General features: G+C 69.8%; 16 protein-coding genes. 7 read left to right on the top strand and 9 right to left on the bottom strand.

Annotated elements, in window-relative coordinates; all coding sequences use genetic code 11:
• Positions 1-55 precede the first annotated feature (55 nt).
• Positions 56-2,164, bottom strand: a complete 2,109-nt coding sequence (locus DJ017_RS15595) for a family 16 glycosylhydrolase (RefSeq protein ID WP_111529580.1) — start codon at positions 2,162-2,164, stop codon at positions 56-58.
• A gap of 134 nt (positions 2,165-2,298) precedes the next feature.
• Here DJ017_RS15595 and DJ017_RS15590 point away from each other — a divergent pair, with 134 nt between their 5' ends.
• Positions 2,299-2,490: a hypothetical protein gene (locus DJ017_RS15590; RefSeq protein WP_111529579.1), complete on the top strand. Its 192-nt coding sequence runs from the start codon at positions 2,299-2,301 to the stop codon at positions 2,488-2,490.
• A gap of 24 nt (positions 2,491-2,514) precedes the next feature.
• On the opposite strand, the gene DJ017_RS15585 is transcribed toward DJ017_RS15590, so the two are convergent.
• On the bottom strand, positions 2,515-3,492 hold the full coding sequence (locus DJ017_RS15585) for a glycosyltransferase family 2 protein (RefSeq protein WP_111529578.1): 978 nt from the start codon (positions 3,490-3,492) through the stop codon (positions 2,515-2,517).
• A gap of 194 nt (positions 3,493-3,686) precedes the next feature.
• On the opposite strand from DJ017_RS15585, the gene DJ017_RS15580 reads away from it, so the two are divergent.
• Positions 3,687-4,364, top strand: a complete 678-nt coding sequence (locus tag DJ017_RS15580) for a sugar transferase (RefSeq protein WP_111529577.1) — start codon at positions 3,687-3,689, stop codon at positions 4,362-4,364.
• Between the two features lie 7 nt (positions 4,365-4,371).
• On the opposite strand, the gene DJ017_RS15575 is transcribed toward DJ017_RS15580, so the two are convergent.
• Positions 4,372-5,028: an arylesterase gene (locus tag DJ017_RS15575; RefSeq protein WP_111529576.1), complete on the bottom strand. Its 657-nt coding sequence runs from the start codon at positions 5,026-5,028 to the stop codon at positions 4,372-4,374.
• Between the two features lie 52 nt (positions 5,029-5,080).
• Here DJ017_RS15575 and DJ017_RS15570 point away from each other — a divergent pair, with 52 nt between their 5' ends.
• From DJ017_RS15570 to ppc, 3 genes are all read left to right on the top strand, one after another.
• Positions 5,081-5,761 (top strand): ABC transporter ATP-binding protein, encoded by a 681-nt coding sequence (locus DJ017_RS15570; protein ID WP_111529575.1) that lies wholly within the window; start codon positions 5,081-5,083, stop codon positions 5,759-5,761.
• Positions 5,758-8,277, top strand: coding sequence for an ABC transporter permease (locus tag DJ017_RS15565; protein WP_111529574.1), 2,520 nt, complete (start codon positions 5,758-5,760; stop codon positions 8,275-8,277). Before DJ017_RS15570 ends, DJ017_RS15565 begins: the two co-directional genes overlap by 4 nt.
• Positions 8,278-8,339: 62 nt before the next feature.
• Positions 8,340-11,036 carry a phosphoenolpyruvate carboxylase gene (gene ppc / locus DJ017_RS15560; protein WP_111529573.1) on the top strand — a complete coding sequence of 899 codons (2,697 nt, stop codon included), beginning with the start codon at positions 8,340-8,342 and terminating at the stop codon, positions 11,034-11,036.
• Positions 11,037-11,040: 4 nt separating this feature from the next.
• Here the strand turns inward: ppc and DJ017_RS15555 are convergent, their stop codons facing one another.
• Both DJ017_RS15555 and DJ017_RS15550 read right to left on the bottom strand, forming a co-directional pair.
• On the bottom strand, positions 11,041-11,802 hold the full coding sequence (locus DJ017_RS15555) for a metallophosphoesterase family protein (protein ID WP_111529572.1): 762 nt from the start codon (positions 11,800-11,802) through the stop codon (positions 11,041-11,043).
• Positions 11,786-12,565, bottom strand: a complete 780-nt coding sequence (locus DJ017_RS15550) for a nucleotidyltransferase family protein (RefSeq protein WP_111529571.1) — start codon at positions 12,563-12,565, stop codon at positions 11,786-11,788. The genes DJ017_RS15555 and DJ017_RS15550 overlap by 17 nt, the downstream gene beginning before the upstream one ends.
• A gap of 354 nt (positions 12,566-12,919) precedes the next feature.
• On the opposite strand from DJ017_RS15550, the gene DJ017_RS15545 reads away from it, so the two are divergent.
• The gene (locus DJ017_RS15545) at positions 12,920-18,778 is read left to right on the top strand and encodes a HAMP domain-containing protein (RefSeq protein WP_227000164.1); all 5,859 of its coding nucleotides are present in this window, start codon (positions 12,920-12,922) and stop codon (positions 18,776-18,778) included.
• Position 18,779: 1 nt separating this feature from the next.
• Positions 18,780-20,879, top strand: a complete 2,100-nt coding sequence (locus DJ017_RS15540; protein ID WP_111529570.1) for a response regulator — start codon at positions 18,780-18,782, stop codon at positions 20,877-20,879.
• 3 nt (positions 20,880-20,882) lie between these two features.
• On the opposite strand, the gene DJ017_RS15535 is transcribed toward DJ017_RS15540, so the two are convergent.
• From DJ017_RS15535 to DJ017_RS15520, 4 genes are all read right to left on the bottom strand, one after another.
• A complete protein-coding gene (locus DJ017_RS15535) occupies positions 20,883-21,167 on the bottom strand; it encodes a hypothetical protein (RefSeq protein WP_111529569.1) in 285 nt (94 codons plus the stop codon).
• 37 nt (positions 21,168-21,204) lie between these two features.
• Positions 21,205-22,278, bottom strand: a complete 1,074-nt coding sequence (locus DJ017_RS15530; protein ID WP_111529568.1) for an aldose 1-epimerase — start codon at positions 22,276-22,278, stop codon at positions 21,205-21,207.
• The gene (locus DJ017_RS15525) at positions 22,275-23,582 is read right to left on the bottom strand and encodes a family 1 glycosylhydrolase (protein ID WP_111529567.1); all 1,308 of its coding nucleotides are present in this window, start codon (positions 23,580-23,582) and stop codon (positions 22,275-22,277) included. The genes DJ017_RS15530 and DJ017_RS15525 overlap by 4 nt, the downstream gene beginning before the upstream one ends.
• 110 nt (positions 23,583-23,692) lie before the next feature.
• Positions 23,693-23,923 carry a hypothetical protein gene (locus DJ017_RS15520; protein WP_111529566.1) on the bottom strand — a complete coding sequence of 77 codons (231 nt, stop codon included), beginning with the start codon at positions 23,921-23,923 and terminating at the stop codon, positions 23,693-23,695.
• Positions 23,924-24,067: the final 144 nt, after the last annotated feature.

The raw sequence follows: 24,067 nt of genomic DNA, 5'->3' as shown, positions 1-24,067 counted from the left end.
CCGTGGAAAGACCTTCACCGTGCGCCGGAATGGCCGGGCCTCGGTCCCGGTTCCCTCATGTGGTGAAGATCCAGCCCTGCGGAAGGCTCGACATCTGCACTCCGGCCAGCACGACCTCGCCGCCGCCGGAGAAGGTGATCACGGTGTCGGAGCCCACCTGGCCCACCGTGTAGGCCGAGCCATGGTCGACCGCGATCCGGTCGCCCTCGGAGGCGGTGAAGTCGGTGATCCGGTCATTGCCGCCGCCGGCGAAGGCGCGGAAGGTGTCGGCCCCGGCGCCGCCGCTCATGGTGTCGTTGCCGAGATCGCCGCTCAGCCAGTCGTTGCCGGCGCCGCCGTTGACCACGTCGTCGCCCTGGCCGCCGCGGACGGTGTCCTCCCCGATCCCGCCTCCGACGGTGTCGTTGCCGAGGTTGCCGTTGACGATGTCCTGGCCGTCGTCGCCGTAGAGGACGTCGTCGTTCTTGCCGCCGCTGACCCAGTCGTCGCCGGCCGCCCCGTGGATGGTGTCGTTGCCCGCGTTGCCGTTGGTGCGGTCGAAGCCGGAGCCTCCGTTGATCACGTCGTTGCCGTCGTCGCCCGTCAGGTAGTCGCCGCCCGACCAGCCGGCGATCGTGTCGTTGCCGGCCCCGGCGTGGATCTCGGTCGCGCCGGACCCTGCCTGCAGGTTGTCGTCGCCGGCCGTGGCGTCGCTGGAGCCGCCGCCAGGCAGGGTGTCCTGCGCGGTGGGCGTGAGGTGCTCAACGACGCTCGAGCCGTCGGCCAGGCCGTAGGCGCGGATGTAGTCGATCTTGAAGGTGTCGGGGAACGCGGAGGCGTCCGGCGTGCCGCCGAACCCGCCGACCGCGAAGTTGGCGATCAGGTACATCGGCTGGTTCCAGGCGGCCGGGGTCGGGGCCTGAAACACCGCCTGGTCGTCGTAGTAGAAGGTCACCGTCGAAGGCGTCCACAGCATGCCGTAGGTGTGGAAGCCGGAGATGTCGCCGGTCTTCAGCACATTGGCGAAGCTGGCGCTGCCGCCGCCATAAGCCCGGACGAAGTCGATGTTCGGGTTGATGGCGATGTTCTCGGTGATGTCGGCCTCGACGCCCTGGGTGTTCTTGTCGGGCACCATCCAGAACGCGGGCCACGCGCCGTGCGCCGTCGGCAGCTCGGCGCGGATCTCGAAGTAGCCGTACTGCTGCTGGAAGATGCCGCGGGTGTTGATCATGCCCGAGGCGTAGGTGGCCCCGAAGGTGGACTGCAGGTCGCTCGCCTTGAACGGCTGGGCGGTGATCGTCAGCACGCCGTTGGAGTCCGAGAACGGGTTGTAGCCGAGCGCGTGGCCGGACGAGCCCTGGTAGTCGGCCGTGACGTAGGCCTGTTGCTCGCCGTTGTTGCGCAGGGTGTAGGTGTCGGGGTTGTCGCGCCCCAGGCCGAAGTCGGTGCGCCAGAGGCCCTGGTGGGTCGAGAAGTTGTACGGCTGGAAGCTGTTGAATTCGTCGTCCAGGGTCGAGGCGCCGAGCTGGCTGCGGTTCAGCGGCAGCAGGAAGTCGCTCGCCTTGAACTGGCCGACGGTGGTGTTGCGGATGATCAGCTGCTCGCCAGTCGAGATGCGGATCGAGACGTCGGAGCCCACCTGGCTCATGGCCGATTGCACGGCCTGGAAGGAGGTGAGGGAGGGGCTGACCAGGCGGATCGTGTCGCCGGCGTGGAAGCCGTAGATCACGTCGCTGCCCTCGCCCGCCTTGACCACGAAGGTGTCGTTCGCGAAGCCGCCGACCAGCACGTCGTTGCCGCCGGCGCCGTAAAGCGTCTCGCCGTCGTTGCCGACCTTGATCAGGTTATCGAGACCGTTGCCCGCGGCGTAGTTGTACGTCCCCGACGAGGTCAGGTTCTGGACGTTGGCGGGCAGGGTGAAGGAGGTGTAGGCGACGACGGTCTTGGTCCCGCCCGTGCCCGCCGAGACGTCGACCACGTCGTGCGGATCGCGCACGTAGAAGGTGTTGTCGCCGCTGGAGCCGACCAGCCGGTCGCCGCCGCCATTGCCGTCGACCGAGGAGGGGCCCGCCGGCGCGGTCAGGGTCTCGCCGCCGGCGCTGGTCCCATAGACTCCAGGCCCGTTGGCGCTCTCGGGCATCGCCTGCCCGAGGTAGTTGTAATAGGTCACGATGAGCGTCTCCACGAAGCTAGCTGGGCAGCAAACCCGCAAGCTCGGCCCCTGGTTCTCCGCCCTCTGCGCTCACGTTTGCGGGAAGCCGGGAAACTCCCGTCGAAGCAGGGTGTTACGGACGAGCCAGTATGTGTGGAGGCCGGGCTATGTACGAGCCGCGCTCGTTTGCTTATTCGCTGAGTCAGCTGGAAAACGGCTGGGCGTGGAGCGTCTACGACGAGGACGGGGTGACGGTGGCGGACGGCGCCCAGGCCAGCCGGGCCGCGGCCCAGGCGGCGGTGGACCGCATGCTGCGGTCCAGCCGGACGACGAGCGAAGCCGAAGAGGCGCGCGTCTGAATTCAGTTTCTGCGTTGAGCGAGGTCAGGCGGCGGCGGCGCGGGCCGGTTCCGCCGGCTTGGCGCTGCGCCGCCGGCGCAGGACGTCGGCCGCGATCGTCGTGACCACGTAGGGCGCGGCCGACGGCGCGCGGGCGAGGACCGCCGCGGCCCCCACGAGGCCGGCGGCGCGCTTGGCGTCCAGGAACTCGCGCAGCGCCAGCTTCGCCGCCACGTGGGCGCGGTGCTCGCGCACGGCGGCGAGCTCGTCCGGCGTCAGGCGGAAACGCTCCAGCCGACGGCTCGCATCCACCAGGCTGCGCAGCTCGGCCGCGCCGTGGCTGCCGGAGATCGAATCCGCCCGTTCCACGGCCATGTAGCCGCACGGACCGATCACCTTGAACCGGGCCCCGATCGCCAGGGCCTTGGCGTAGAGGATGAAGTCCTCGCCCAGCCGCAGGCTCTCGTCGTAGACCAGGTGGTGGCTGGTCAGGAAGCTGCGCCGCATGAGCGGCTTCAGGAAGCCGAGTTCGGCGCGCGGCAGGTGCGGGCGGCTGATGTTGGCCCGCGCGAAGGTCTCGAGATCCAGGCACATGGGCAGCTTCATGCGCTCGCCGATCATCGGATGCGGCGGCGCGTCGAGCCGGCCTTCGATGACCCGGAGGAGGTCGTCCGCCACGAAGTCGCAATAGCCGGTCTCGGCCCGCAGGCGGCCGAGCCGCCCGGGCAGGAAGAAGTCGTCGGAATCCAGCGGGCAGACCCACGCCGCGCGGCTCTTGGAAATCGCCAGGTTGCGGGCCGCCGCCGGCCCGCCGCTCAGCGCCAATTCGATGACCTGCAGCCGGCCGGACCCGTCGTCCGCTGCGCGGGCCGCCTGGGCGGTGGCGTCCGTGGCGCCGTCGACCACGACGATGACCTCGCAGGCCTCTGGCTCGGCGAGGGCCGAGGCGATCGCTCGAGCGATGGTCCGCTCGGCGTTGTACGCTGCGATGATCACACCGACGTCGGCGTCGTTCTGCGCCATTCAAAGCCTCCCGCCGACCCGTTTCCAAGCCGCTTGGGACGGGTGGTCGGCGACTAAACTCCGCAGTCCGGCCAAGGTTCTCCTACAGCCGAGATGTTTTTGTTTGCGGCCGGAACCCCGAACCGTGGCCGCAGGTTGTCGGCTCGTTTTTCGGCGGGGAAAGGCTCCGCCGAGCCAGCTTCCGAAACGAACCGATGACTGAAATCGTCTATCTCAACGAGGTCCCCGCCGGACCCCGAAAACGACTGCGCAAGGTCTCGGCGGACGAAGTTCTCACAGAAGCGATGAACGTGCTGGTCGCCGTCCTCGCCCTGATCTTCCTGACGCCCGTCATGTTGGCGGTCGCCTTCGCGGTCTTCGCCCAGGATGGCGGACCGATCTTGTTCGCCCACCGCCGGATCGGCCGGGGCGGACGCTATTTCCACTGCCTGAAGTTCCGCTCGATGGCCGTCGACGCCGAGCAACGGCTCGCTGACCTGCTGGCCAACGATCCGCAGGCCCGCGCCGAGTGGGAGCGCGACCACAAGCTGCGCTGCGACCCGCGGGTCACCCGCCTCGGCGAGTTCCTTCGCAAGACCAGCCTCGACGAGTTGCCGCAGCTCTTCAACGTTCTGCGCGGCGAGATGAGCCTGGTGGGCCCGCGCCCGATCGTCGACGCCGAGGTCGCCAAGTACGGCCGGCGCTTCGAGGCCTACTGCGCGGTGAAGCCGGGCATCACCGGCCTGTGGCAGGTGAGCGGTCGCAACGACACCACCTACCGCGCACGGGTCGCCATGGACTGCATCTACGCCCGCCAGCGCAACGTGATCATGGACGGAATGATCATCGCCGCCACGGTTCCCGCCGTGCTGATGCGCAAGGGCTCCTACTGAGGATCGGCTAGGCGGCCCGGCGGGCCGCCTTGGCCACCACCGGCGCCAGGCGTGCGGCGATGATCTGCACGCCGCGGGCGTTGGGGTGGATGCCGTCGCCCTGATTGAGCGCCGGGTTGCGCTCCACGCCGGCCAGGAGGTCGGGATAGAGGGCCACCCCGTGGCTGCGCGCCAGGCCTGGGAACATGGCGTTGAACTCCGAAGCATAGCCGCGGCCGATCTCCGCCGGGGCGGAAATCCCGGCCAGGACAACGGCTTTGTGGCGCGTCTTCAGCCGACGGATGATCTGGTCGAGGTTGGCGCGCGTGGCCTTGGGATCGATCCCCTGGAGCAGGTCGTTGCCGCCGAGCGCCACCACCACCACGCCGCTGTCGGGCCGCACGCTGAAGTTCACCCGCGCAAGGCCCCCCGCCGTGGTGTCGCCCGAGACGCCGGCGCCGCGGACCTGGTTCGGCAGGCCGAGCTTTTCGAGCGCCAGGTGCAGCTGGTTGGGCAGGGCGTCGCGGGCGGGCAGGCCGAGGCCCGCCGTGATCGAATCCCCGAGGATAGTGATCACCGGCCCGCGCGCGGCGAGGGCTGCGGCGGGACGGGCGAGGGGCAGTGCGGCGAGCGCGCCGCCGACCAGGGCCCGGCGCGAAAGGAGCGGAGTTCGTGTATCGGCCATTGCGGCTCCTATCTAGGATCGGAAGTCCTTCGCCGAAACGCCCGAGGCCCGCGTGACCGATCCCGATCCGCTCGTTCTTGAAGACGTCTCGCTGACCCTGCCCTCGCCGGCCGGGCCGGTGGAGATCCTGCGCGGTCTCGACGTGCGGGTGGCGGCAGGCGAGCGGGTGGCGCTGGTCGGCCCGTCAGGATCGGGCAAGTCGTCGCTGATCTCGGTGGCGGCGGGGCTGGAGCGGCCGACCGGCGGGCGCGTGCTGCTGTTCGGCCAGGACCTCGCGCGGCTCGACGAGGACGGCCGGGCGCGGCTGCGGCGCGGACAGGTGTCCCTGGTCTTCCAGGCCTTCCACCTGTTGCCGAACATGACGGCGGAGGAGAACGTCGCCGCGCCGCTGGAGATCGCCGGCGAGCGCGACGCCACGGCCACCGCAAAGGGCTGGCTCGAACGGGTCGGCCTGGCGCGGCGCGGCCACCACTATCCGCACCAGCTCTCCGGCGGCGAGCAGCAGCGGGTCGCTCTGGCCCGCGCGCTCGCCTCGCGGCCGAAGCTGCTGTTCGCCGACGAGCCGACCGGCAACCTCGACGCCGCCAACGCCGCACACGTCGCGGAGCTGATGTTCGACCTCGTCGCCATGACCGGCGCGGCCCTGGTGCTGGTCACCCACGACGAGGCGCTGGCCGCGAAGGCGGACCGCACGGTTCGCCTGCGCGACGGCCGGGTGGCCGAGCCGGCGTGATCCCGCTTTCCGTCCGCTTCGCCGCCCGCGAGCTGCGCTCAGGCGTGCGCGGCTTCCGCATCTTCCTGGCGTGCCTCGCGCTTGGCGTGGCGGCGATCGCCGCGGCGGGATCGACGGCGGAGGCCTTCCGCCAGGGGCTGGCCAGCCAGGCGCGCGAGATCCTCGGCGGCGACGTGGCCGTCTCCGTCCAGTTGCGGCGGTTCACGCCCGAGGAGCGCAGGGTCCTGGAAGGGATGGGGCGGGTCTCGTGGGCGGTCGGCAGCCGGGCCATGGCTCAGTCGGCGTCCGGCGAGCGACGGCTCGTGGAGCTGCGCGGCGTGGCCGGCGACTACCCGCTGGCCGGCAAGGTGACGCTCGCCGGCGCGCCGTCGCTGGACGCCGCCCTGCGGCCGGAGGCGGGCGCCTGGGGCGCGGCGGTGGAGCAGGCGCTGCTCGACCGGCTGCACCTGAAGCTCGGCGACCGCTTCGACGCCGGCAACGTGCCGATCGTCGCGCGCGCCGTCCTGAAGGAGGAGCCGGACCGGCTGTCGCGCGGCTTCGCGCTCGGGCCGCGGGTGCTGACGCGGATGGGGGCGCTGGAGCAGGGCGGCTTCCTGGTCGCGGGCCTGCCGTTCGGCGAGACCGCCCGCATCGCCCTGAAGCCCGGCGTCGCGCCGAAGGGGGCGATGGCCCAGATCCGCCGTGAGCTGCCGGGCCGCAGCTTCCGCATCCGCGACCGCGACGACGCCGCGCCGGGCGTGAAGCGGCTGATCGACCAGCTCGAATATTTCCTCGGCTTCATCGGCCTGGCCTCGCTGGTGGCCGGCGGCCTCGGCGTGTTCGGCGCGGTCAGCGCCTACCTCGAGGCGCGCAAGCCGGCCATCGCCACCCTCAAGGCGCTCGGGGCGCAGGGCGCCCTGATCCGGGACGCCTACCTCGTCCAGATCGCCGTCCTGGCGGCGCTGGGGGTGGCCATCGGCCTGGTCGTCGGGGCCGTCGCGCCGCTGGCGCTGGGCGCGCTGGTGAAGGACAAGCTGCCGGTCCCGGCGCTGTTCGCGATCTACCCCTTGCCGCTGGCCAAGGCCGCGGCCTTCGGCCTGCTCTCGGCGGCCGCCTTCTCGCTGGCGCCGCTGGCGCGGGCGCGCGCCACGCCGCCCGCCAGCCTGTTCCGCAGCGACCTCTCCGGACGGGTGCGGTTCGGCCCCGAGATCATCGCCGCCGGCCTTGCCGCCGCAGGCCTTGCCGCCCTGGCGGTGGTCACCGCGCCGACCCCTCTGGCGGCTGGGATCATGATCGCCGGCGTCGCCGCGGCCTTCACGGTCCTCTGGGCGCTCGGCTGGGCCGCGGCGCGGCTCGCCGGGCGAATGCGGGCCGGGGCGCGGGGGGCGGTGCGCATCGGGCTCGCCAACCTCGCCGGACCGCGCTCGGCGGCCCGCACCGCCTCGCCCGCCATCGGCCTCGGAGTCGGGCTCCTGGCCTGCGTGGTCCTGATCCAGTCGAGCCTTCTCGCGGAGGTCTCGGACGTCGCGCCGCGCACCGCCCCGGCGCTGGTCTTCACCGACATCCCCGCCGAGCGGGCCGCCGAACTCGACGCCGTGGTCGCCCGGGCCTTCGGCCGGCCGCTGAGCCGCGAGACCTGGCTGCGCGCGCCCTTTTTCACGGGCCGGATCGTCAAGGTGCGCGGCGCGCCGGTCGATCCCAAGGCGCTGCCGGAGCGCGAGCGCTGGGCCTACGACAACGACATCTCCATGTCGGCCATCGGGCCCGAGCCGCCCAACCCGCAGATCACCGCCGGGCGGTGGTGGCCGGCCGGCTACGCCGGGCCGCCGCTCGCGGCGGTGGACGAGGACGTGGCCCGCGGCGCGGCGCTGAAGGTGGGCGACGCGATCACCGTCCAGGTGCTCGGCGTCGAGATCGAGGCCCGCGTGGCGGCCCTGCGCAAGGTCGAGTTCGGCAGCTTCGGCGCCAGCTTCCCCGTGGTCTTCACCCCTTCGGCGGTCGCGGGGGCGGACCTCCACCAGGTCGCCATCGCCAAGGCGGACCGCGCGGCCGAGGCGCGGGTCGTGCACGCCCTGGCCGGACCATTTCCCGAAGTGAACGTCATTTCCGTGCGCGAGCAGCTCGAGGCGGCCACCGACCTCTTCAACCGTGTGGCCCTTGCGGTGCGCGGGGCGGCGGCTGTGGCGGCCCTGGCCGGGCTGCTGGTGCTGGCGGGGGCGATCGCCGCCCGGGCCCGGGAGCGGACCCGCGAGGCGGCGATCCTGAAGGTGCTTGGCGCCAGCCGCGCCCAGATCCTCTTCGCCTATGTCCTGGAGTACGGCCTCGTGGGGGCGATCGCCGGCGCGGCGGGCGTGGCGCTGGGCTATGTGGCGGCCTGGCCGGTGGTGGTGAAGGTCTTCCAGGCCCATTGGAGCGTGGACTGGGCAGGTGTCGCGGCCCTGCTCGGCGCCGCCGCGGGCCTGGCCGGGGCAGGGGGCCTCGTGGCCGCCTTCCAGGCCCTGTCGCAGCGGCCGGCGCCGGCGCTGCGGGCCGAATAGGTTCTCTCGCCGGGGGACCATCAGGGGGTGACGGCCGGGCGCCTTCGTGCGTTCCTGTGTCGATGAGCCAGTCCCTCCCCGACCAGCTCCGCGCCACGGTGCGCTTCCTCGGCCGCGTGCTCGGAGACGTGATCCGCGCCCAGGACGGGGAGGCGGTGTTCAACCAGATCGAGGACATCCGCCAGGCCTCGGTGGGCTTCCACCGCGAGGGCACGGCGGCGGCCGCCCAGGTGATGGCCGAGCGGCTGTCCGGCCTGTCGCTCGCCGACACGGTGCGGTTCGTCCATTCGTTCGCCTGCTTCCTGCAGATCACCAACATCGCCGAGGACCAGATCCAGCGCCGGCGCGGGCGCGGCGGCGACGCCCGCGGCGACACGCTCGCCGGGGCGATCCGCGCGCTGAAGGCCGATGGCGTGGACCTCGAGGCGGTGGTGGCGCTGCTCCGCCAGGCCCTGATCGCGCCGGTCATCACCGCCCATCCCAGCGAGGTGCGGCGCAAGAGCGTGCTCGACCGCGTCGGCGCCATCGCCGACGACCTGGACGCCTTCGACCGCGCCCACACCGACGCCGAGCGCGCGGTGCTCGAACGCGAACTGGTCCGCCAGGTGTCGATCTTCTGGCGCACCCGCCTGCTGCGCTCGGTGAAGCTCGGCGTCGGCGACGAGATCGAGAACGCCGTCTCCTATCTGGAGCGCAGCTTCCTGCCCGAGGTGCCGAGGCTCTACGCCCATTGGCTGGAGGTGCTGGGCGAGCCCGAGCAGCTCAACAGCTTCCTGCGCGTCGGCTCCTGGGTGGGCGGCGACCGCGACGGCAATCCGTTCGTCACCGCCGAGGTGCTCCGCCAGGCGATGCGGCGCCAGTCGCAGGCGGCCCTGCGTATGTACCTCGAGGCGGTCAACGGGCTCGGCGCAGAGCTCTCGCTCTCCGGACGGCTGACGGCGGTCACGCCGGAGCTGCAGGCCCTCGCCGCCGCGGCCCACGACAGCTCGCCCCATCGCGCCGACGAGCCCTATCGGCAGGCGCTGATCGGCGTCTACGCCCGGCTGGCGGCCTCCTATCTGCGGCTGACCGGCGAGGCGCCGCCGCGCGCCCCGGTCGCCGAGGCCGAGCCCTACGACAGCCCGGATGACTTCAAGGCGGACCTCGAGACGGTGCTGGCGAGCCTCATCGCCCAGCACGGCGAAACCTTCGCCCGCGGGCCGCTGCCGGACCTGATCCGCGCGGTGGACACCTTCGGCTTCCACCTGGCGCGCCTGGACCTGCGCCAGAACTCGGCGGTGCACGCGCGCACGGTGGCCGAGCTCCTCAAAGTGGCCGGGGTCTGCGAGGACTACGAAGCGCTGGACGAGGCGGGCCGCCGGGCGCTGCTGATCTCCGAGCTCGGCCATGGGCGACTGCTCTATTCGCCCTTCGCCGACTACAGCGAGGAGACCCGCCGCGAGCACGCGGTGCTGAGCGCCGCGGCCGAGGTGAAGCGGCTCTACGGCAAGGACGCGATCCGCGCCTACATCGTCTCCAACACCACCTCGGTCTCAGACCTGCTGGAAGTCTATCTGCTGCTCAAGGAGGTGGGGCTCTATGCGCCCGGCGATCCGCCGCGCACCGGTGTCTTCGCCGAGCCGCTCTTCGAGACCATCGATGACCTGCGCGCCGCGCCGCAGACCCTGCGGGAGTACCTCGAACTGCCGCTCGTCCGACGCCTCGTCGAGCCGATCGGGCTGCAGGAGGTGATGATCGGCTATTCGGACTCCAACAAGGACGGCAGCTACCTGACCTCGACCTGGGAGCTCTACCAGACCTCCCGCGCGCTGGGCCGTGTGACCCATGACCTTGGCCTGCGGCTGCAGCTTTTCCACGGCCGCGGCGGGGCGGTGGGCCGGGGCGGCGGCTCGTCCTTCGACGCGATCCTGGCGCAGCCGGCCGGCACGGTGAACGGGCGGATCCGCATCACCGAACAGGGCGAGGTGGTGGCCAACAAGTACGCCGACCCCGAACTTGCCCGGCAGAGCCTGGAGACCCTGACCGCGGGCGTGGTGCTGGCGTCGCTGCGCAAGGCCGCCGAGGCCGAGGTCGCCGCGCCCCACGCCGATGCGATGGAAGCTCTGTCGCGAGAATCCATGGCGGCCTACCGCGCCCTGGTCCACGAGACGCCCGGCTTCGTCGATTATTTCTACGGCGCGACGCCGATCAGCGAGATCGCCGACCTCAACATCGGCAGCCGGCCGACCTCGCGCCAGGCGAGCCGCAGCCTCGCCGGTCTGCGCGCGATTCCGTGGGTGTTCTCCTGGTCGCAGTCGCGGGCCATGCTGCCGGGCTGGTACGGCTTCGGATCGGCCGTGGCCAAGGCCGGCGTGCCGATCGCCACCCTGGCCGAGCTGCACGAGACCTGGCCGTTCTTCTCCTCGGCCCTGGCCAACATGGAGATGGTGCTCGCCAAGTCGGACATGGCCATCGCCGGGCGTTACGCCGGCCTCGTCCAGGACGAAGCCCTCGCGCAGACGGTGTTCGGCCAGATCCGTGCGGAGTGGGAGCGGACGGTCGAGGCCCTGCTGGCGATCACCGGCCAGACGGCGCTGCTGGACAAGAACCCGGACCTCGCGGCGGTGATCCGCTCGCGCCTGCCCTACATCGACCCGCTCAACCACCTGCAGATCGAACTCCTGCGCCGCCTCAGGATGGGCGACGACGAGGAGGCGGTGCGCGAGGGCATCCACCTGACCATCAACGGCATCGCCGCGGGCCTTCGCAACACCGGCTGAGGCGTCAGACCTCGATCAGGGCGAACTCGACGCCGAGGTCCCGGTTCAGCACCGGCCGGGCGACGTTGTAGACCGGCACCCCGCGCGGCGTGCGGCCCTCGTGGGCGCCCCGGTGTGCATGGCCGTGGACGACGCAGCGCACGCCGTCGAAGCGGTCGATGGTCTCGCCCAGCCGCGCCGAGCCGAGGAAGGGGAAGATCTCGTGCGGCTCGCCCTGCACGGTCTCCTCGACGGGAGAATAGTGCAGCACGACGACGGTCCGGTCGGTCTTGAGCATCCGCAGGGAGCTCTCGAGCTTCAGGTTCTCGTCGATGGAAGCCTGGACGAAGGTCTTGATCTCGGGCTCGCCGAAGGCGGAGAGCATGTAGCGCCCGAAGCCGCCGATGAAGCCCTTGGCCCCGGCGAAGCCCACGCCCTGCACCTCGATCGGCTCGCCCTCCAGGCAGCGCATGCCGGCCTGGTGGAGGATTCTCGCCACCTCGTCCGGCTGGCCGCACTCGTAGTCGTGGTTGCCGAGCACGCCGACCACGGGGATCTCGCAGGCCTGCAGGTCCTCGGCCAGGATCTCGGCCTCGGGCGTCTTGCCGAAGTTGGTGAGGTCGCCGCACAGGGCCAGGACGTCGGCCTCCTGGCTGATCCGCTGGAAGAGCTCGCGATAGGGGTGCCTGTGGCTCTCGACCACGTGCAGGTCGCCGATCGCGGCGAGCCTGAGCTTCCCCGTGCCGGGCGGCGACGCGAACCCCGGCGCGTCAGGCGATTGGCTCATGGCGCTCCTCTAGCCCCTTGCCGACCACGTCGGCGAAGCCCCACTCGGTGATGTCGGTGACGTAGTCGCGCGGGCTGAACAGGCGGCCGCGGCAGACCCGCACGCGGGCGGCGGGCAGGCCAATCTGGGCCTGCAGGCGGCCGGTGAGCTCCTCCATCAGCCAGGCCGGCACCAGGTCGCGCTCGGTGGGATAGACGAAGCGGAAGTTGAGGAGGTGGATCAGCAGCACCTCCCAGTGTGGCTCCATGTAGCGGAGCAGGCGGCGCCAATCGATCCGGTCGTGCGCCTTGAGGATCACGTGGACCACGTCGGCGCCGTCGTAGCGGTAGCGGTCCTGGATGAACATCTTCGAGAGGATGAGCTCGGTGGGCGGTGTGATGCCGACCTCGGCCCCGTAAACGGTGATGGTGTCGCCGCCCTGGAACCACTCGTCCGTGACCGGCGCGGCGCCGTTGGACATGGCGAAGATGACGTCGAAGAAGTGGTTGTCGCACCAGACCTTGGCGATCCAGCGCTCGTCCTCCACGTCGGTGCGGTAGCCGCGATCCTGGAAGAAGCGGAGGATCCGCGGGTAGTCGCCGGCCTTGCAGAAGACGTCGAGGTCCTTGGTCGGCCGGACGATGCCGGTGAAGGCCGTGACCGCATAGGTCCCGGAGAGCAGGAACGGGATCTTCGATTCCTTCAGGAGCTTGAGGCTCTCTGCATAGAAGGCCTCTGACTCGGGCGGAGGCTCGAAGGCGTCGTCGGGCGGCGCGTGGGACATGCGGGCGTGGCGCTCCATCGGGGGCGAGGCGCCCCGGCCGGAAACGGCGGCTCTGGCGGCAGGTTCCGCATCGCCCTGAGCGGAACTAGCTTAGCTATTGTTTCAATTTGATTTTTTAAGTCGGCTCTGGGACAAAGGGACATCCTACCGGATCGCAGCGTGCGGGGGCGCGCGCGGGACGGCCGGCAGGCAATCGCAAATTTATTCCGCATTCCGGGAACCCGCAGCGGTGTCTGCGTGTTCGCTGGAAAGGCGGGGGTGTGTCTTGTTCCCGGGCCTGTCCGTCTTCGCGCGCGCAGGCCCCGACAGCATCATGCATCCCCGGCGCTCAATCGCTCAGTTCCCGGGGGAACCATGCCGCAAGCCGCCGTCAAGACCAGCTCCGCCGCCAAGGCCTCGCGCAAGGCCAGGCCATCCGGAGCGGCGATCGGCCCCAACGAACTGCTCGCCGCCCTGCGCGCCTTCCGGCGCGGCGACTTCTCGGTGCGGCTGCCCCGCGGCCTGACCGGCGTCGACGGCGAGATCGCCGAGGCGTTCAACGACGTGGTCGAGATGAACGACCGCATGACCAGGGAATTCGAGCGGCTCGGCGAGACGGTCGGCCGCCAGGGCAAGATCAACCACCGGGCCAAGCTGCCGGCCGCCCAGGGCTCCTGGGCCGCCAGCGTCGACGCGGTGAACACCCTGATCGCCGACATGGTCCACCCGACCGCGGAAATGGCCCGCGTGATCAACGCGGTGGCCAAGGGCGACCTGTCCCAGACCATGGACCTTGAGAACGAGGAGCGGCCGCTGCGCGGCGAGTTCCTGCGCATCGGCAAGGTCGTGAACACCATGGTGGGCCAGCTCGGCTCCTTCGCCTCGGAAGTGACCCGCGTGGCCCGCGAGGTGGGTACGGAAGGCAAGCTCGGCGGTCAGGCCCAGGTGAAGGGCGTCGCCGGCACCTGGAAGGACCTCACCGACAACGTGAACCTGATGGCCGCCAACCTGACCGGCCAGGTCCGTAACATCGCCGAGGTGACCACCGCCGTGGCCAACGGCGACCTCTCCAAGAAGATCACCGTGGATGTGCGCGGCGAGATCCTGGAGCTGAAGAACACCATCAACACCATGGTGGACCAGCTGAACTCCTTCGCCTCGGAAGTGACCCGGGTGGCGAGGGAAGTGGGCACCGAAGGCAAGCTCGGCGGCCAGGCCCAGGTGAAGGGCGTCGCCGGTACGTGGAAAGAGCTGACTGACAACGTGAACCTGATGGCCGCGAACCTGACCGGCCAGGTGCGTAACATCGCCGAGGTGACCACCGCCGTGGCCAACGGCGACCTCTCCAAGAAGATCACCGTGGACGTGAAGGGGGAAATCCTCGAGCTGAAGAACACCATCAACACCATGGTGGACCAGCTCAACGCCTTCGCCTCGGAAGTGACCCGCGTGGCCCGCGAAGTGGGTACGGAGGGAAAGCTTGGCGGTCAGGCCCGAGTGGAAGGCGTCACCGGCGCCTGGAAGGACCTCACCGACAACGTGAACTTCATGGCCGCCAACCTGACCGGCCAGGTGCGTAACATCGCCGAGGTGACCACCGCCGTGGCCAACGGCGACCTCTCCAAGAAGATCACCGTGGACGTGCGCGGCGAGATCCTGGAGCTGAAGAACACCATCAACACCATGGTGGACCAGCTCAACGCCTTCGCGAGCGAAGTGACCCGCGTGGCCCGCGAGGTGGGTACGGAAGGCAAGCTCGGCGGTCAGGCCCAGGTGAAGGGCGTCGCCGGCACCTGGAAGGACCTCACCGACAACGTGAACCTGATGGCTGGCAACCTGACCGGCCAGGTGCGTAACATCGCCGAGGTGACCACCGCCGTGGCCAACGGCGACCTCTCCAAGAAGATCACCGTGGACGTGCGCGGCGAGATCCTCGAGCTGAAGAACACCATCAACACCATGGTGGACCAGCTGAACTCCTTCGCCTCGGAAGTGACCCGGGTGGCGAGGGAAGTGGGTACGGAAGGCAAGCTCGGCGGTCAGGCCCAGGTGAAGGGCGTCGCCGGCACCTGGAAGGACCTCACCGACAACGTGAACCTGATGGCCGCCAACCTGACCGGCCAGGTCCGTAACATCGCCGAGGTGACCACCGCCGTGGCCAACGGCGACCTCTCCAAGAAGATCACCGTGGACGTGAAGGGGGAAATCCTCGAGCTGAAGAACACCATCAACACCATGGTGGACCAGCTGAACTCCTTCGCCTCGGAAGTGACCCGGGTGGCGAGGGAAGTGGGTACGGAAGGCAAGCTCGGCGGCCAGGCCCAGGTGAAGGGCGTCGCCGGCACTTGGAAAGACCTCACCGACAACGTGAACTTCATGGCCGCGAACCTGACCGGCCAGGTCCGTAACATCGCCGAGGTGACCACCGCGGTGGCCATGGGCGACCTCTCCAAGAAGATCACCGTGGACGTGCGCGGCGAGATCCTGGAGCTGAAGAACACCATCAACACCATGGTGGACCAGCTCAACTCCTTCGCCTCGGAAGTGACCCGCGTGGCGAGGGAAGTGGGCACCGAGGGCAAGCTCGGCGGTCAGGCGCAGGTGCGCGGCGTCGCCGGCACCTGGAAGGACCTCACCGACAACGTGAACCTGATGGCCGCCAACCTGACCGGCCAGGTGCGTAACATCGCCGACGTGACCACCGCCGTGGCCAAGGGCGACCTCTCCAAGAAGATCACCGTGGACGTGCGCGGCGAGATCCTGGAGCTGAAGAACACCATCAACGTCATGGTGGACCAGCTGAACTCCTTCGCCTCGGAAGTGACCCGCGTGGCCCGCGAAGTGGGTACGGAAGGCAAGCTGGGCGGTCAGGCGCAGGTGCCCGGCGTCGCCGGCACCTGGAAAGACCTCACCGACAACGTGAACATGATGGCCAACAACCTCACGGGTCAGGTGCGTAACATCGCCGACGTCGTGACCGCGGTGGCCATGGGCGACCTGAAGCGCAAGCTGACCCTGGACGCCAAGGGCGAGATCGCGGCCCTGGCCGACACCATCAACGGGATGATCGAGACCCTGGCCACCTTCGCCGACCAGGTGACCAACGTGGCCCGCGAGGTGGGTATCGAGGGCAAGCTCGGCGGCCAGGCCCGGGTGCCCGGCGCCGCCGGCCTGTGGCGCGACCTGACCGACAACGTGAACGAACTGGCCGCCAACCTGACCACCCAGGTGCGCGCCATCGCCGAAGTGTCCACCGCCGTGACCAAGGGCGACCTGACGCGGTCGATCACCGTCGAGGCGTCCGGCGAGGTGGAAGAGCTGAAGAACAACATCAACGAGATGATCCGGAACCTCCGCGAGCAGACGTTGAAGAACACGGAGCAGGACTGGCTGAAGACCAACCTGGCCCGGTTCACGCGGATGCTGCAGGGCGAGCGCGACCTCTCGACGGTGTCGAACCTGGTGCTCTCGGAGCTGGCGCCGCTGATCAACGCACAGCACGCCGTGTTCTACGTCTCCGACCGCGACGAGGACGGGGCCATGGTGATGAACCTGGCCGCCTCCTACGCCTTCAACAGCCGCAAGCACCTGGCCAACTCGTTCAAGCTGCGCGAGGGCCTGATCGGCCAGTGCGCCTACGAGAAGAGCCGGATCCTGCTGACCAACGTGCCCACCGACTACGTGCAGGTGAGCTCGGGCCTCGGCGAGGCGCCGCCGAACAACATCATCGTCCTGCCGGCTCTCTTCGAAGGCGAGGTGAAGGCGGTGATCGAGCTCGCTACCTTCGGTGAGTTCAACGACACCCAGCAGCAGTTCCTCGACCAGCTGATGGAATCCATCGGCATCGTCTTGAACACCATCGCCGCCAACATGCGGACCGAGGGCCTCCTGAAGCAGTCGCAGCTGCTGACCTCCGAACTGCAGGCGCAGCAGGAGGAGCTGAAGAAGACCAACGACCGGCTGGAGCAGCAGGCCGCCTCGCTCCGTCAGTCGGAGGAGCTGCTGCGCACCAAGCAGGAGGAATTGCAGCAGACCAACGCCGAGCTGCAGGAGAAGGCGCACCTGCTGTCGATCCAGAACCAGCAGGTGGAAGCCAAGAACCGCGAGGTGGAGCAGGCGAAGCTGGCCCTCGAGGAGAAGGCCGAGCAGCTGGCCCTGACGTCCAAGTACAAGTCCGAGTTCCTGGCCAACATGAGCCACGAGCTGCGGACGCCGCTGAACTCGCTGCTGATCCTCTCGAAGCTGCTGGCCGACAACGGTCAGGGCAACCTGAGCGACAAGCAGGTCGAGTTCGCCCGCAACATCCACGACGCGGGCACCGACCTCCTGGGCCTCATCAACGACATCCTCGACCTGTCCAAGATCGAGAGCGGCACCGTCACCCTGGACATCAGCGAGATGTCCTTCGCCGGCCTTCGCGACCATGTCGACCGGACGTTCTCGCAGATCGCGGCGGACAAGAAGCTCGAGTTCCAGGTGGAGGTCGACCCGGCCTTGCCGCGGACCATGCTCACCGACGACAAGCGCCTGCAGCAGATCATCAAGAACCTGCTGTCGAACGCCTTCAAGTTCACCGACAAGGGCCATGTGAAGCTGCGCGTCGAGCGGGCGCACTCGGGCTGGCACGCCACCAACGACCACCTCAACACGGCCGGTCAGGTGCTGGCGTTCTCGGTCGAGGACACCGGCATCGGCATCCCCGAGGACAAGCAACGGATCATCTTCGAGAGCTTCCAGCAGGCCGATGGTTCGATCAGCCGCAAGTTCGGCGGCACGGGCCTTGGCCTCTCGATCAGCCGGGAGATCACCCGCCTGCTCGGCGGCGAGCTGAGGGTCACCTCGCAGCCCGGCAAGGGCTCGACCTTCACCCTCTACCTGCCGCTGAACTTCAGCCCGGCCCAGCAGCCGAGCCCGGCGGCCCGCGCCGCGGCGGCGGCCATGCCTCGGCCGATGCTGATGCCCTCGACCTTCTCGGAAGAACCCGTGGAGGCGGTGGCCGACGACCGCGACGACATCGGCTCCTCGGACTCGGTGGTGCTGATCGTCGAGGACGATCCGCGCTTCGCCTCGATCCTGCTCAGCCTGGTGCGGGAGAGCGGCTTCAAGGGCGTCGTGACCGGCGAGGGGGTGGCCGCGCCGTCGCTCGCCCGCCGCTTCGGGCCGGACGCCATCATGCTCGACATCGGCCTGCCGGACATGGACGGCCTGGCCCTGCTCGACCTCCTGAAGCGCACGCCCGAGACGCGGCACATCCCGGTGCACGTCATCTCGGCGGACGACCAGAAGGGCCTCGGCCTGTCGATGGGGGCCTTCGGCTTCACCCATAAGCCGGTGGAGCGCGAGGTGGTGGTCTCCACCCTGCAGGGCGTGAAGGGCTTCGTCGACAAGGCCGACCGGCGCATCGTGCTGGTGGGCGGCGAGGGGGAGGCGGCCGAGACGCTGCGCGAGTGCTTCACGGAGGTGGAGCTGGTCGACAGCCTCGAGGAGGTCCTGGCCCGCCCCGCGGCCGAGCGTCCCGACGGTCTGATGATCGAAGCCTCGGCCCTGCCGGCGGCCCAGATCGTCGAGCAGATGAAGCAGGCCGACGGCCGCTGCGTGCCGGCGGTGGTTTATGCGCCGGGCGAGCTGGAAGCCGATGATGACCGGCGTCTGCGCCTGGCGGTGTTCGGCGGCCTCGTCCGCCTGGCCCGCACGGCCGACCAGCTGGTCGACCAGGCGAGCCTGCTGCTGCACGAGCCGCTGGAGCGCCTGTCCGCCCAGGCCAAGGCCAAGGTCAACCAGTCCAAGCTGGATGATCCGGTGCTCGCCGGCCGTCGTATCGTGGTCATCGACGACGACATCCGGAACATCTTCTCGCTCGCCTCGGCGCTCGAGGAGTACGGGATCGAGCTGAGCTATGCCGAGAGCGGCCGCGCCGGGCTCGAGGTCATCGAGGCGCAACCCGACGTCGACGTGGTGCTTGTGGACATCATGATGCCCGACATGGACGGCTACGAGACGATCCGCGAGATTCGCTCGCGGGCCGGCATGGCCGACCTGCCGATCGTCGCGGTGACCGCCAAGGCGATGAAGGGAGACCGTCAGAAGTGCATCCAGGCGGGCGCCTCCGACTATGTGTCCAAGCCCGTGGACATCGACCACCTCGTCTCGGTGCTGCGCGTCTCGATCCAGCGCGCGGACGCCATGAAGCTGGCCAGTGACACGGTCGTTTCCCTGATGCCGCAAGCGAGCTGACGTGACCCGAGCCCTCAAGGCCAGTCCCGAGCCAACCTGGCGGGGGGAGCCGTCTCCGGCGCCCCCCGACCTGGACAAGCCGATCCAGGCGCGGATTCTGATCGTCGACGACGACGAGCGGAACGCCTTCGCCGCGATCCAGGCGCTGGAGGAGCTCGGCCACGACCTGGTGGTGGCGCGCTCGGGCGAGGAGGCGCTCAAGCGCCTGCTCACCGAGGAGTTCGCGGTCATCCTGCTCGACCTGCACATGCCGGGCATGGACGGCTACGAGACGGCGCAGTTCATCCGCGCCCGCAAGCGCACCTCGCGCACGCCGATCGTCTTCTTGACCGCGATCTTCCGGGACGAGGCCCACGTCTTCCAGGCCTATTCGGCCGGCGCGGTGGACGTGGTGTTCAAGCCGGTGGACCCGTTCATCCTCAAGTCGAAGGTGCAGGTCCTCGTCGATCTCTACCTCAAGACCGAGGAGGTGAAGCGTCAGTCGGCCTATCAGCAGTGGCTGCTGGACGAGCACGCCCGGGTGAAGGCCGAGAAGGATCAGGCCGAGCGCGCGCTGAGGGTGACCGAGGCGCGGCAGGAGGCGATCCTCAAGACGCTGCCGATCGTGATCCACTCGCGCAGCATCGAGCCGCCGTTCGCCCCGCAGTTCGTCTCCGAGGCGGTCGAGGACATCACCGGCTTTCCCGCCTCGCGCTTCGTCAAAGAAGCCGGGTTCGGCACCAGCCGCATCCATCCCGACGACGTCGACATGGTGGTCGAGCGGGTCGCGGCGGCGGCCGAGACGGGCCAGTACAGCGTCGAGTTCCGCTGGCTCTGCGCCGACGGCCAGTACCGAGTGCTTCAGGACCAGGGCGTCGTCGCCCCGAGCGAGGATGGCCAGGCCCGCGAGATATTCGGCGTCATCCTCGACGCCACCGATCGCAAGCAGCTGGAGGAGCAGCTCACCCAGGCCCGCAAGATGGAGGCGGTCGGCCAGCTGACCGGCGGGGTGGCCCACGACTTCAACAACCTGCTGACGGTGGTGCTCGGCAACGTCGACATGCTGGGCCGCAAGGCCGAGGACGAGGCCCGCCGCCAGCGGCGCATCGAGGCCATCCGCCTGGCCACCGAACGCGGCCGCGACCTGACCCGTCAGCTGCTGGCGTTTTCGCGTCGCCAGCACCTGTCCCCCGTCAGCCTCGACGTGAACGCCCTTATCCGCGACTTCAGCCCGCTGATCCGCCAGGCCGTCGGCGAGGCGGTGACGCTCGACCTGCGGCTCGGCGAGGAGGCGCTCTGCGCCCATGTCGACCCGACCCAGCTCGAGACCGCCCTCCTGAACCTCGCCGTCAATGCGCGCGACGCCATGCCGAGCGGCGGCGTCCTCACCCTGGCCACCGAGCGCGAGCCGGGGCCCAGGGGAGAGCGGGTGCTGATCGACGTCTCCGACACCGGCGTCGGCATGTCGCCCGAGATCCGCGAGCGGGTCTTCGAGCCGTTCTTCACCACCAAGGAAGTGGGCAAGGGCTCGGGCCTCGGCCTCAGCCAGGTCTATGGCTTCGTGCGCCAGTCCGATGGCGAGGTGCGCGTCGAGTCGACCCCCGGCGCCGGCACCCGCTTTCAGCTGCGGCTGCCGGCCTCCGACGCCCCCGTCGAGGTGGTGCGCGCCGAGGCGCCGCCGCCCGAGGCGCAGGGCGGCTCCGAGCGGGTGCTCCTCGTCGAGGACGATCCGACGGTCCTGGCCCTGACCCTCGATATGCTGACCGGGCTCGGCTACCAGGCGACGACGGCGACCAATGCCGCCGAGGCGCTCGAGGTCCTCCGCTCCGAGGCGCCGATCGACCTCTTGTTCTCCGACGTGGTCATGCCCGGCGGCCGCAGCGGCCTCGAACTGGCGCGCGAGGCGCGTGCGATGCGGCCCGGCCTGCCGGTGCTCCTGACCTCAGGCTTCATGGGCGAGGGGGCGGTGCTGGAGACGGCGGAATTCCCGCTGCTCGACAAGCCCTACGAGACCGCCGTCCTGGCCGCCAAGCTGCGCAAGGTGCTCGACCGGCCCGCCCGCCGCCGCCGCCGCGGCGCCGACCGGCTCAAGGCCAGCGAGGCCCTGCCGGCCGCCGAATAGGCTTCAGCCTTCCGAACTGCGGGCGATGGCGCGCAAGGCGGCGGCGAGGCCGCGCGCCCGGCGGCGGTCCATCTGAGGCTCGGCGCTCCGAGCCTCGCCGCGGGTGAGCGCATCGGCCATGGCCTCGAGCTCGTGGGCGCGGCCCTTCGGCGCGAAGGCGTCGGCCAGCATGATCGCCTCGGCGCGGAGCTCCTCCCTCAGCTCAGCCGGCAGGCTGGCGAGCAGGGCCTCGTCGAAGTCCACCACTTCGCCGGTCTGGATGTCGGTGCGGGGTCTGGCGCGGTCCATGTCTGGCCTCGTCGGAGCCAGAAAACCCGGTATGGGCTCAGGGGTTCCCCGCGGCGGTCGCCAGGGCGAAGGGCTCGACCCTGGCCTCGTAGGTCGCCGTGCCGCCGGGCTCCAGGCGCACCATGCCGGTGTCGCGCCCGCCCCATTCGGCGCCGAACGGATCGGCGAGGTTGAACTGCGGCTCCACGACGACGAAGGCCTGCTCCAGCGGCGCATAGATCTGGAAGGCGCCCACGTGCGGCGAGGGGGCGATGATCCTCAGGCCGAGGCCGGCGGCCGGATCCTGGATCTCCACGGCCGCGGCTTCGAGGTCGGTGAAGCAGTCGTCGAGATAGAGATCGCCCAACTGGGCCGGCCTTGCGAAGTCGTAGGGGCCGCCCGCCACCGGCGTGAGGCGGCCGGTCGGCAGCACCTCGTCATAGTCGTTGACCTCGACCCGCAACCGCGCGGGCACGCGCAGGCGCGCCTGCCGCCGGTCGCCGGAGGGCAGGGCGAAGTAGGGGTGCCAGCCCACGCCGAGCGGCAGCGGCCGGTCTCCGACATTCCGGGTCCGCACGGTCAGCAGCAAGGCGCCGCCCGCGAGGCTCCACTCGAAGTCCGCCTCGGCCTGCCCGGGCCAGCGTCCGCCAAAGTCGCCGGCCGCGAGGCGCCCGGTGATCCGGTCCCGCGACGGCTGGTCGAAGGGCACGGCCGCGTCGAGGATGAGGCCATGCATGGCGTACTGCTCGGCGCCCGGCCGCTTGCCGCCCCAGTTGCGCGGCAGGCGCACGCGCTCGCCCGCGATCTGCGTCTCGATCTCGCGCCGCTCGGGCAGGGCGCGGCCGCGGATGCGGTTGGCGTAGGGCAGCAGGATCGCCCCGCCGAAGCTGAAGGCGGCGTTGCCGGCGAAATCCTCGGGACCGCCGTCGAGGGCGCGCGCCGCCTCGGCCGTGGACGGGGCGTGGATGGCGTCGACGACGCGGCCGTCGGGCAGGCGCAGGCTCGCCTGCAGCAGCATGAAGCCGCGGCCGGGCAGCACCTCGGCGGCCAGGAAGGCGGGGCCGGAGGCGGGCGCGTCGCCGGCGATCAGGGTGACGACGGGCGCGCCGCCGATCGTCGCCCCGCCGGTCACGAGCGGCTCGAGGACGCCTGGCCTTGCTCGTCGTCGCCCACCTCGACGGCGCGCAGGTGGCGGGCCGCCGCGCGTTGGCGCTGGGCGGCGGGCTCCTCATGCTCCGAGGGCGGCACGATGGGGACGGAGAGGCAGACGCTCTGGGTCGGCAGCACCTCGCGCCAGTCGGCGATCAGCTGCTTGTAGCTGCGGCCCACGGGGCGGATCTCGCGGTTGAGATCGTAGAGCCCGACCGGGTGGATGCGGTTGTTCTTCTCGCGAAGCGCCACGTCCCAGTCCATCTGGTCGGTCAGCGAGTACCAGGTGAAGCCCACGGTCGGCACGCCGTCGTTGCGGACGCGCAGCACGTTGGCCCATTCCTTCCAGAGCCAGTTGACCGCCTCGTCGCCGTTCGGGCCCTCGGCGATGTTGGTCTCGGTGTGCATCACCGGCAGCCGGTAGCGGGCGTAGTACTGCCGGGTGATCTCCGAATAGCCGAAGATCTCGCCGGAGGCGCGGCTGATGCCCTGCGCGTCGACCCGGTGCTCGTTGGTCCAGTAGTAGTCGTTGCCCAGGATGCAGTGGTGGTGCAGCGCGTTGCCCAGGAAGAAGTGGTACTCGTCCCGGGTCATGCCGTTGTCCATCAGGTACTCGTACATCTCCGAGTCCACCCGGTGGCCGTAGTTCAGGTCCAGCGACAGGAAGCGCTTGGCGTTCTCGATCTCCGCCGGCTTGATGGCGGCCGGGTTCTCCGCATGGAAATATTCCGAGCTTTCCGACTGGATGAAGATCGCGTCGGCCCGGACCTTCAGGATCTCCATCATCGCCAGCACATTGGCCTTCACGATGTGCTTGAGGGCCGTGACGAAGGTCAGGTCGGTGGTGCCTTCCTCGTTCCACCAGCCGAACTTGGCGGAGAACTGGGCGCAGATGAACATCTCGTTGACCGGGGTGTAGAGCTGCACCCACGGGAAGCGCCGGGCGAAGGCGGCCGCATAGCGGGCGAACACCTCCGGGAAGTCCGGATTCTGGAAGTTGCCGAGCCAGTCGGGCACGCCGAAATGGCAGAGATCGACGATCGGGATGATGTCGCGCCGCTTCAGCTCGGCGAAGGTGACGTCGGCGAACTCCCAGTCGTAGCGGTCGGGGCCGATCAGGGTGGTGTGCAGCGGCGGGCCGTAGCGCAGGAAGCGCAGGCCGAGATCCTCGACGAGCTCGAAGTCCTTCCGCCAGTGCCGGTAGTGGCCGCAGGACTCCATCTGGTCCACGCGCTCGCGGCCACCGTTGATCTTGGGGATGGAGTTCTCGATCCCCGTTGCGAACATGAAGGCGGAGATGGCGCGTCCTCCGGATTGGCGCACAGGCGATCGCGCCCCGGAGCTAAACTCCGGCGCCGCGCCCAGGGTTCATTGTTCGGCTGGCGGTCCGAGGGCGATCAGCCCTCGGCCGGTTGTCCGTTGATCTTGCGGCAGCGGGACAGGAGGGCGAGGTGGTCGGCCCCGTTCTGGACGTTGCGCACCCAGGCCTTGTCGCCGTGCACCGCGACCACTTCGAAGTGCGGATAGAGGTTGGGGCCCGTGCGCACCAGATCGCCCACGTGGATATCCTCCTCGTAGTCACGCTCGTGACTGATGGAGAAAACGTCTGAGTAGCTCGACAGCGTCATCTGGTGGGATCCCCTCCCGATTCGTCAGGTTAGATAGTAGCTGGGTGACCCTGAACGGTAGCGAACGCGCCTAGTCAGGTTGTCGCAGGGTAGAAGTCGAAGGCATTACAGCAACGCCCCCAGCAGACGCCCGAACGGGCCGGA

The organism is Phenylobacterium soli, assembly GCF_003254475.1.
GTDB classification, from domain to species: Bacteria; Pseudomonadota; Alphaproteobacteria; order Caulobacterales; family Caulobacteraceae; genus Phenylobacterium; species Phenylobacterium soli.
The sequence above is the reverse complement of the archived record's forward strand: the minus strand, read 5'-3'. Positions and strand labels throughout refer to the sequence as shown.

Coding starts and splice junctions, on each gene's coding strand:
- DJ017_RS15590 (WP_111529579.1), top strand. CDS start 2,299: ATGTACGAGCCGCGCTCGTTTGCTTATTCGCTGAGTCAGCTGGAAAAC.
- DJ017_RS15585 (WP_111529578.1), bottom strand. CDS start 3,492: ATGGCGCAGAACGACGCCGACGTCGGTGTGATCATCGCAGCGTACAAC.
- DJ017_RS15580 (WP_111529577.1), top strand. CDS start 3,687: ATGACTGAAATCGTCTATCTCAACGAGGTCCCCGCCGGACCCCGAAAA.
- DJ017_RS15575 (WP_111529576.1), bottom strand. CDS start 5,028: ATGGCCGATACACGAACTCCGCTCCTTTCGCGCCGGGCCCTGGTCGGC.
- ppc (WP_111529573.1), top strand. CDS start 8,340: ATGAGCCAGTCCCTCCCCGACCAGCTCCGCGCCACGGTGCGCTTCCTC.
- DJ017_RS15555 (WP_111529572.1), bottom strand. CDS start 11,802: ATGAGCCAATCGCCTGACGCGCCGGGGTTCGCGTCGCCGCCCGGCACG.
- DJ017_RS15550 (WP_111529571.1), bottom strand. CDS start 12,565: ATGTCCCACGCGCCGCCCGACGACGCCTTCGAGCCTCCGCCCGAGTCA.
- DJ017_RS15545 (WP_227000164.1), top strand. CDS start 12,920: ATGCCGCAAGCCGCCGTCAAGACCAGCTCCGCCGCCAAGGCCTCGCGC.
- DJ017_RS15535 (WP_111529569.1), bottom strand. CDS start 21,167: ATGGACCGCGCCAGACCCCGCACCGACATCCAGACCGGCGAAGTGGTG.
- DJ017_RS15525 (WP_111529567.1), bottom strand. CDS start 23,582: ATGTTCGCAACGGGGATCGAGAACTCCATCCCCAAGATCAACGGTGGC.
- DJ017_RS15520 (WP_111529566.1), bottom strand. CDS start 23,923: ATGACGCTGTCGAGCTACTCAGACGTTTTCTCCATCAGTCACGAGCGT.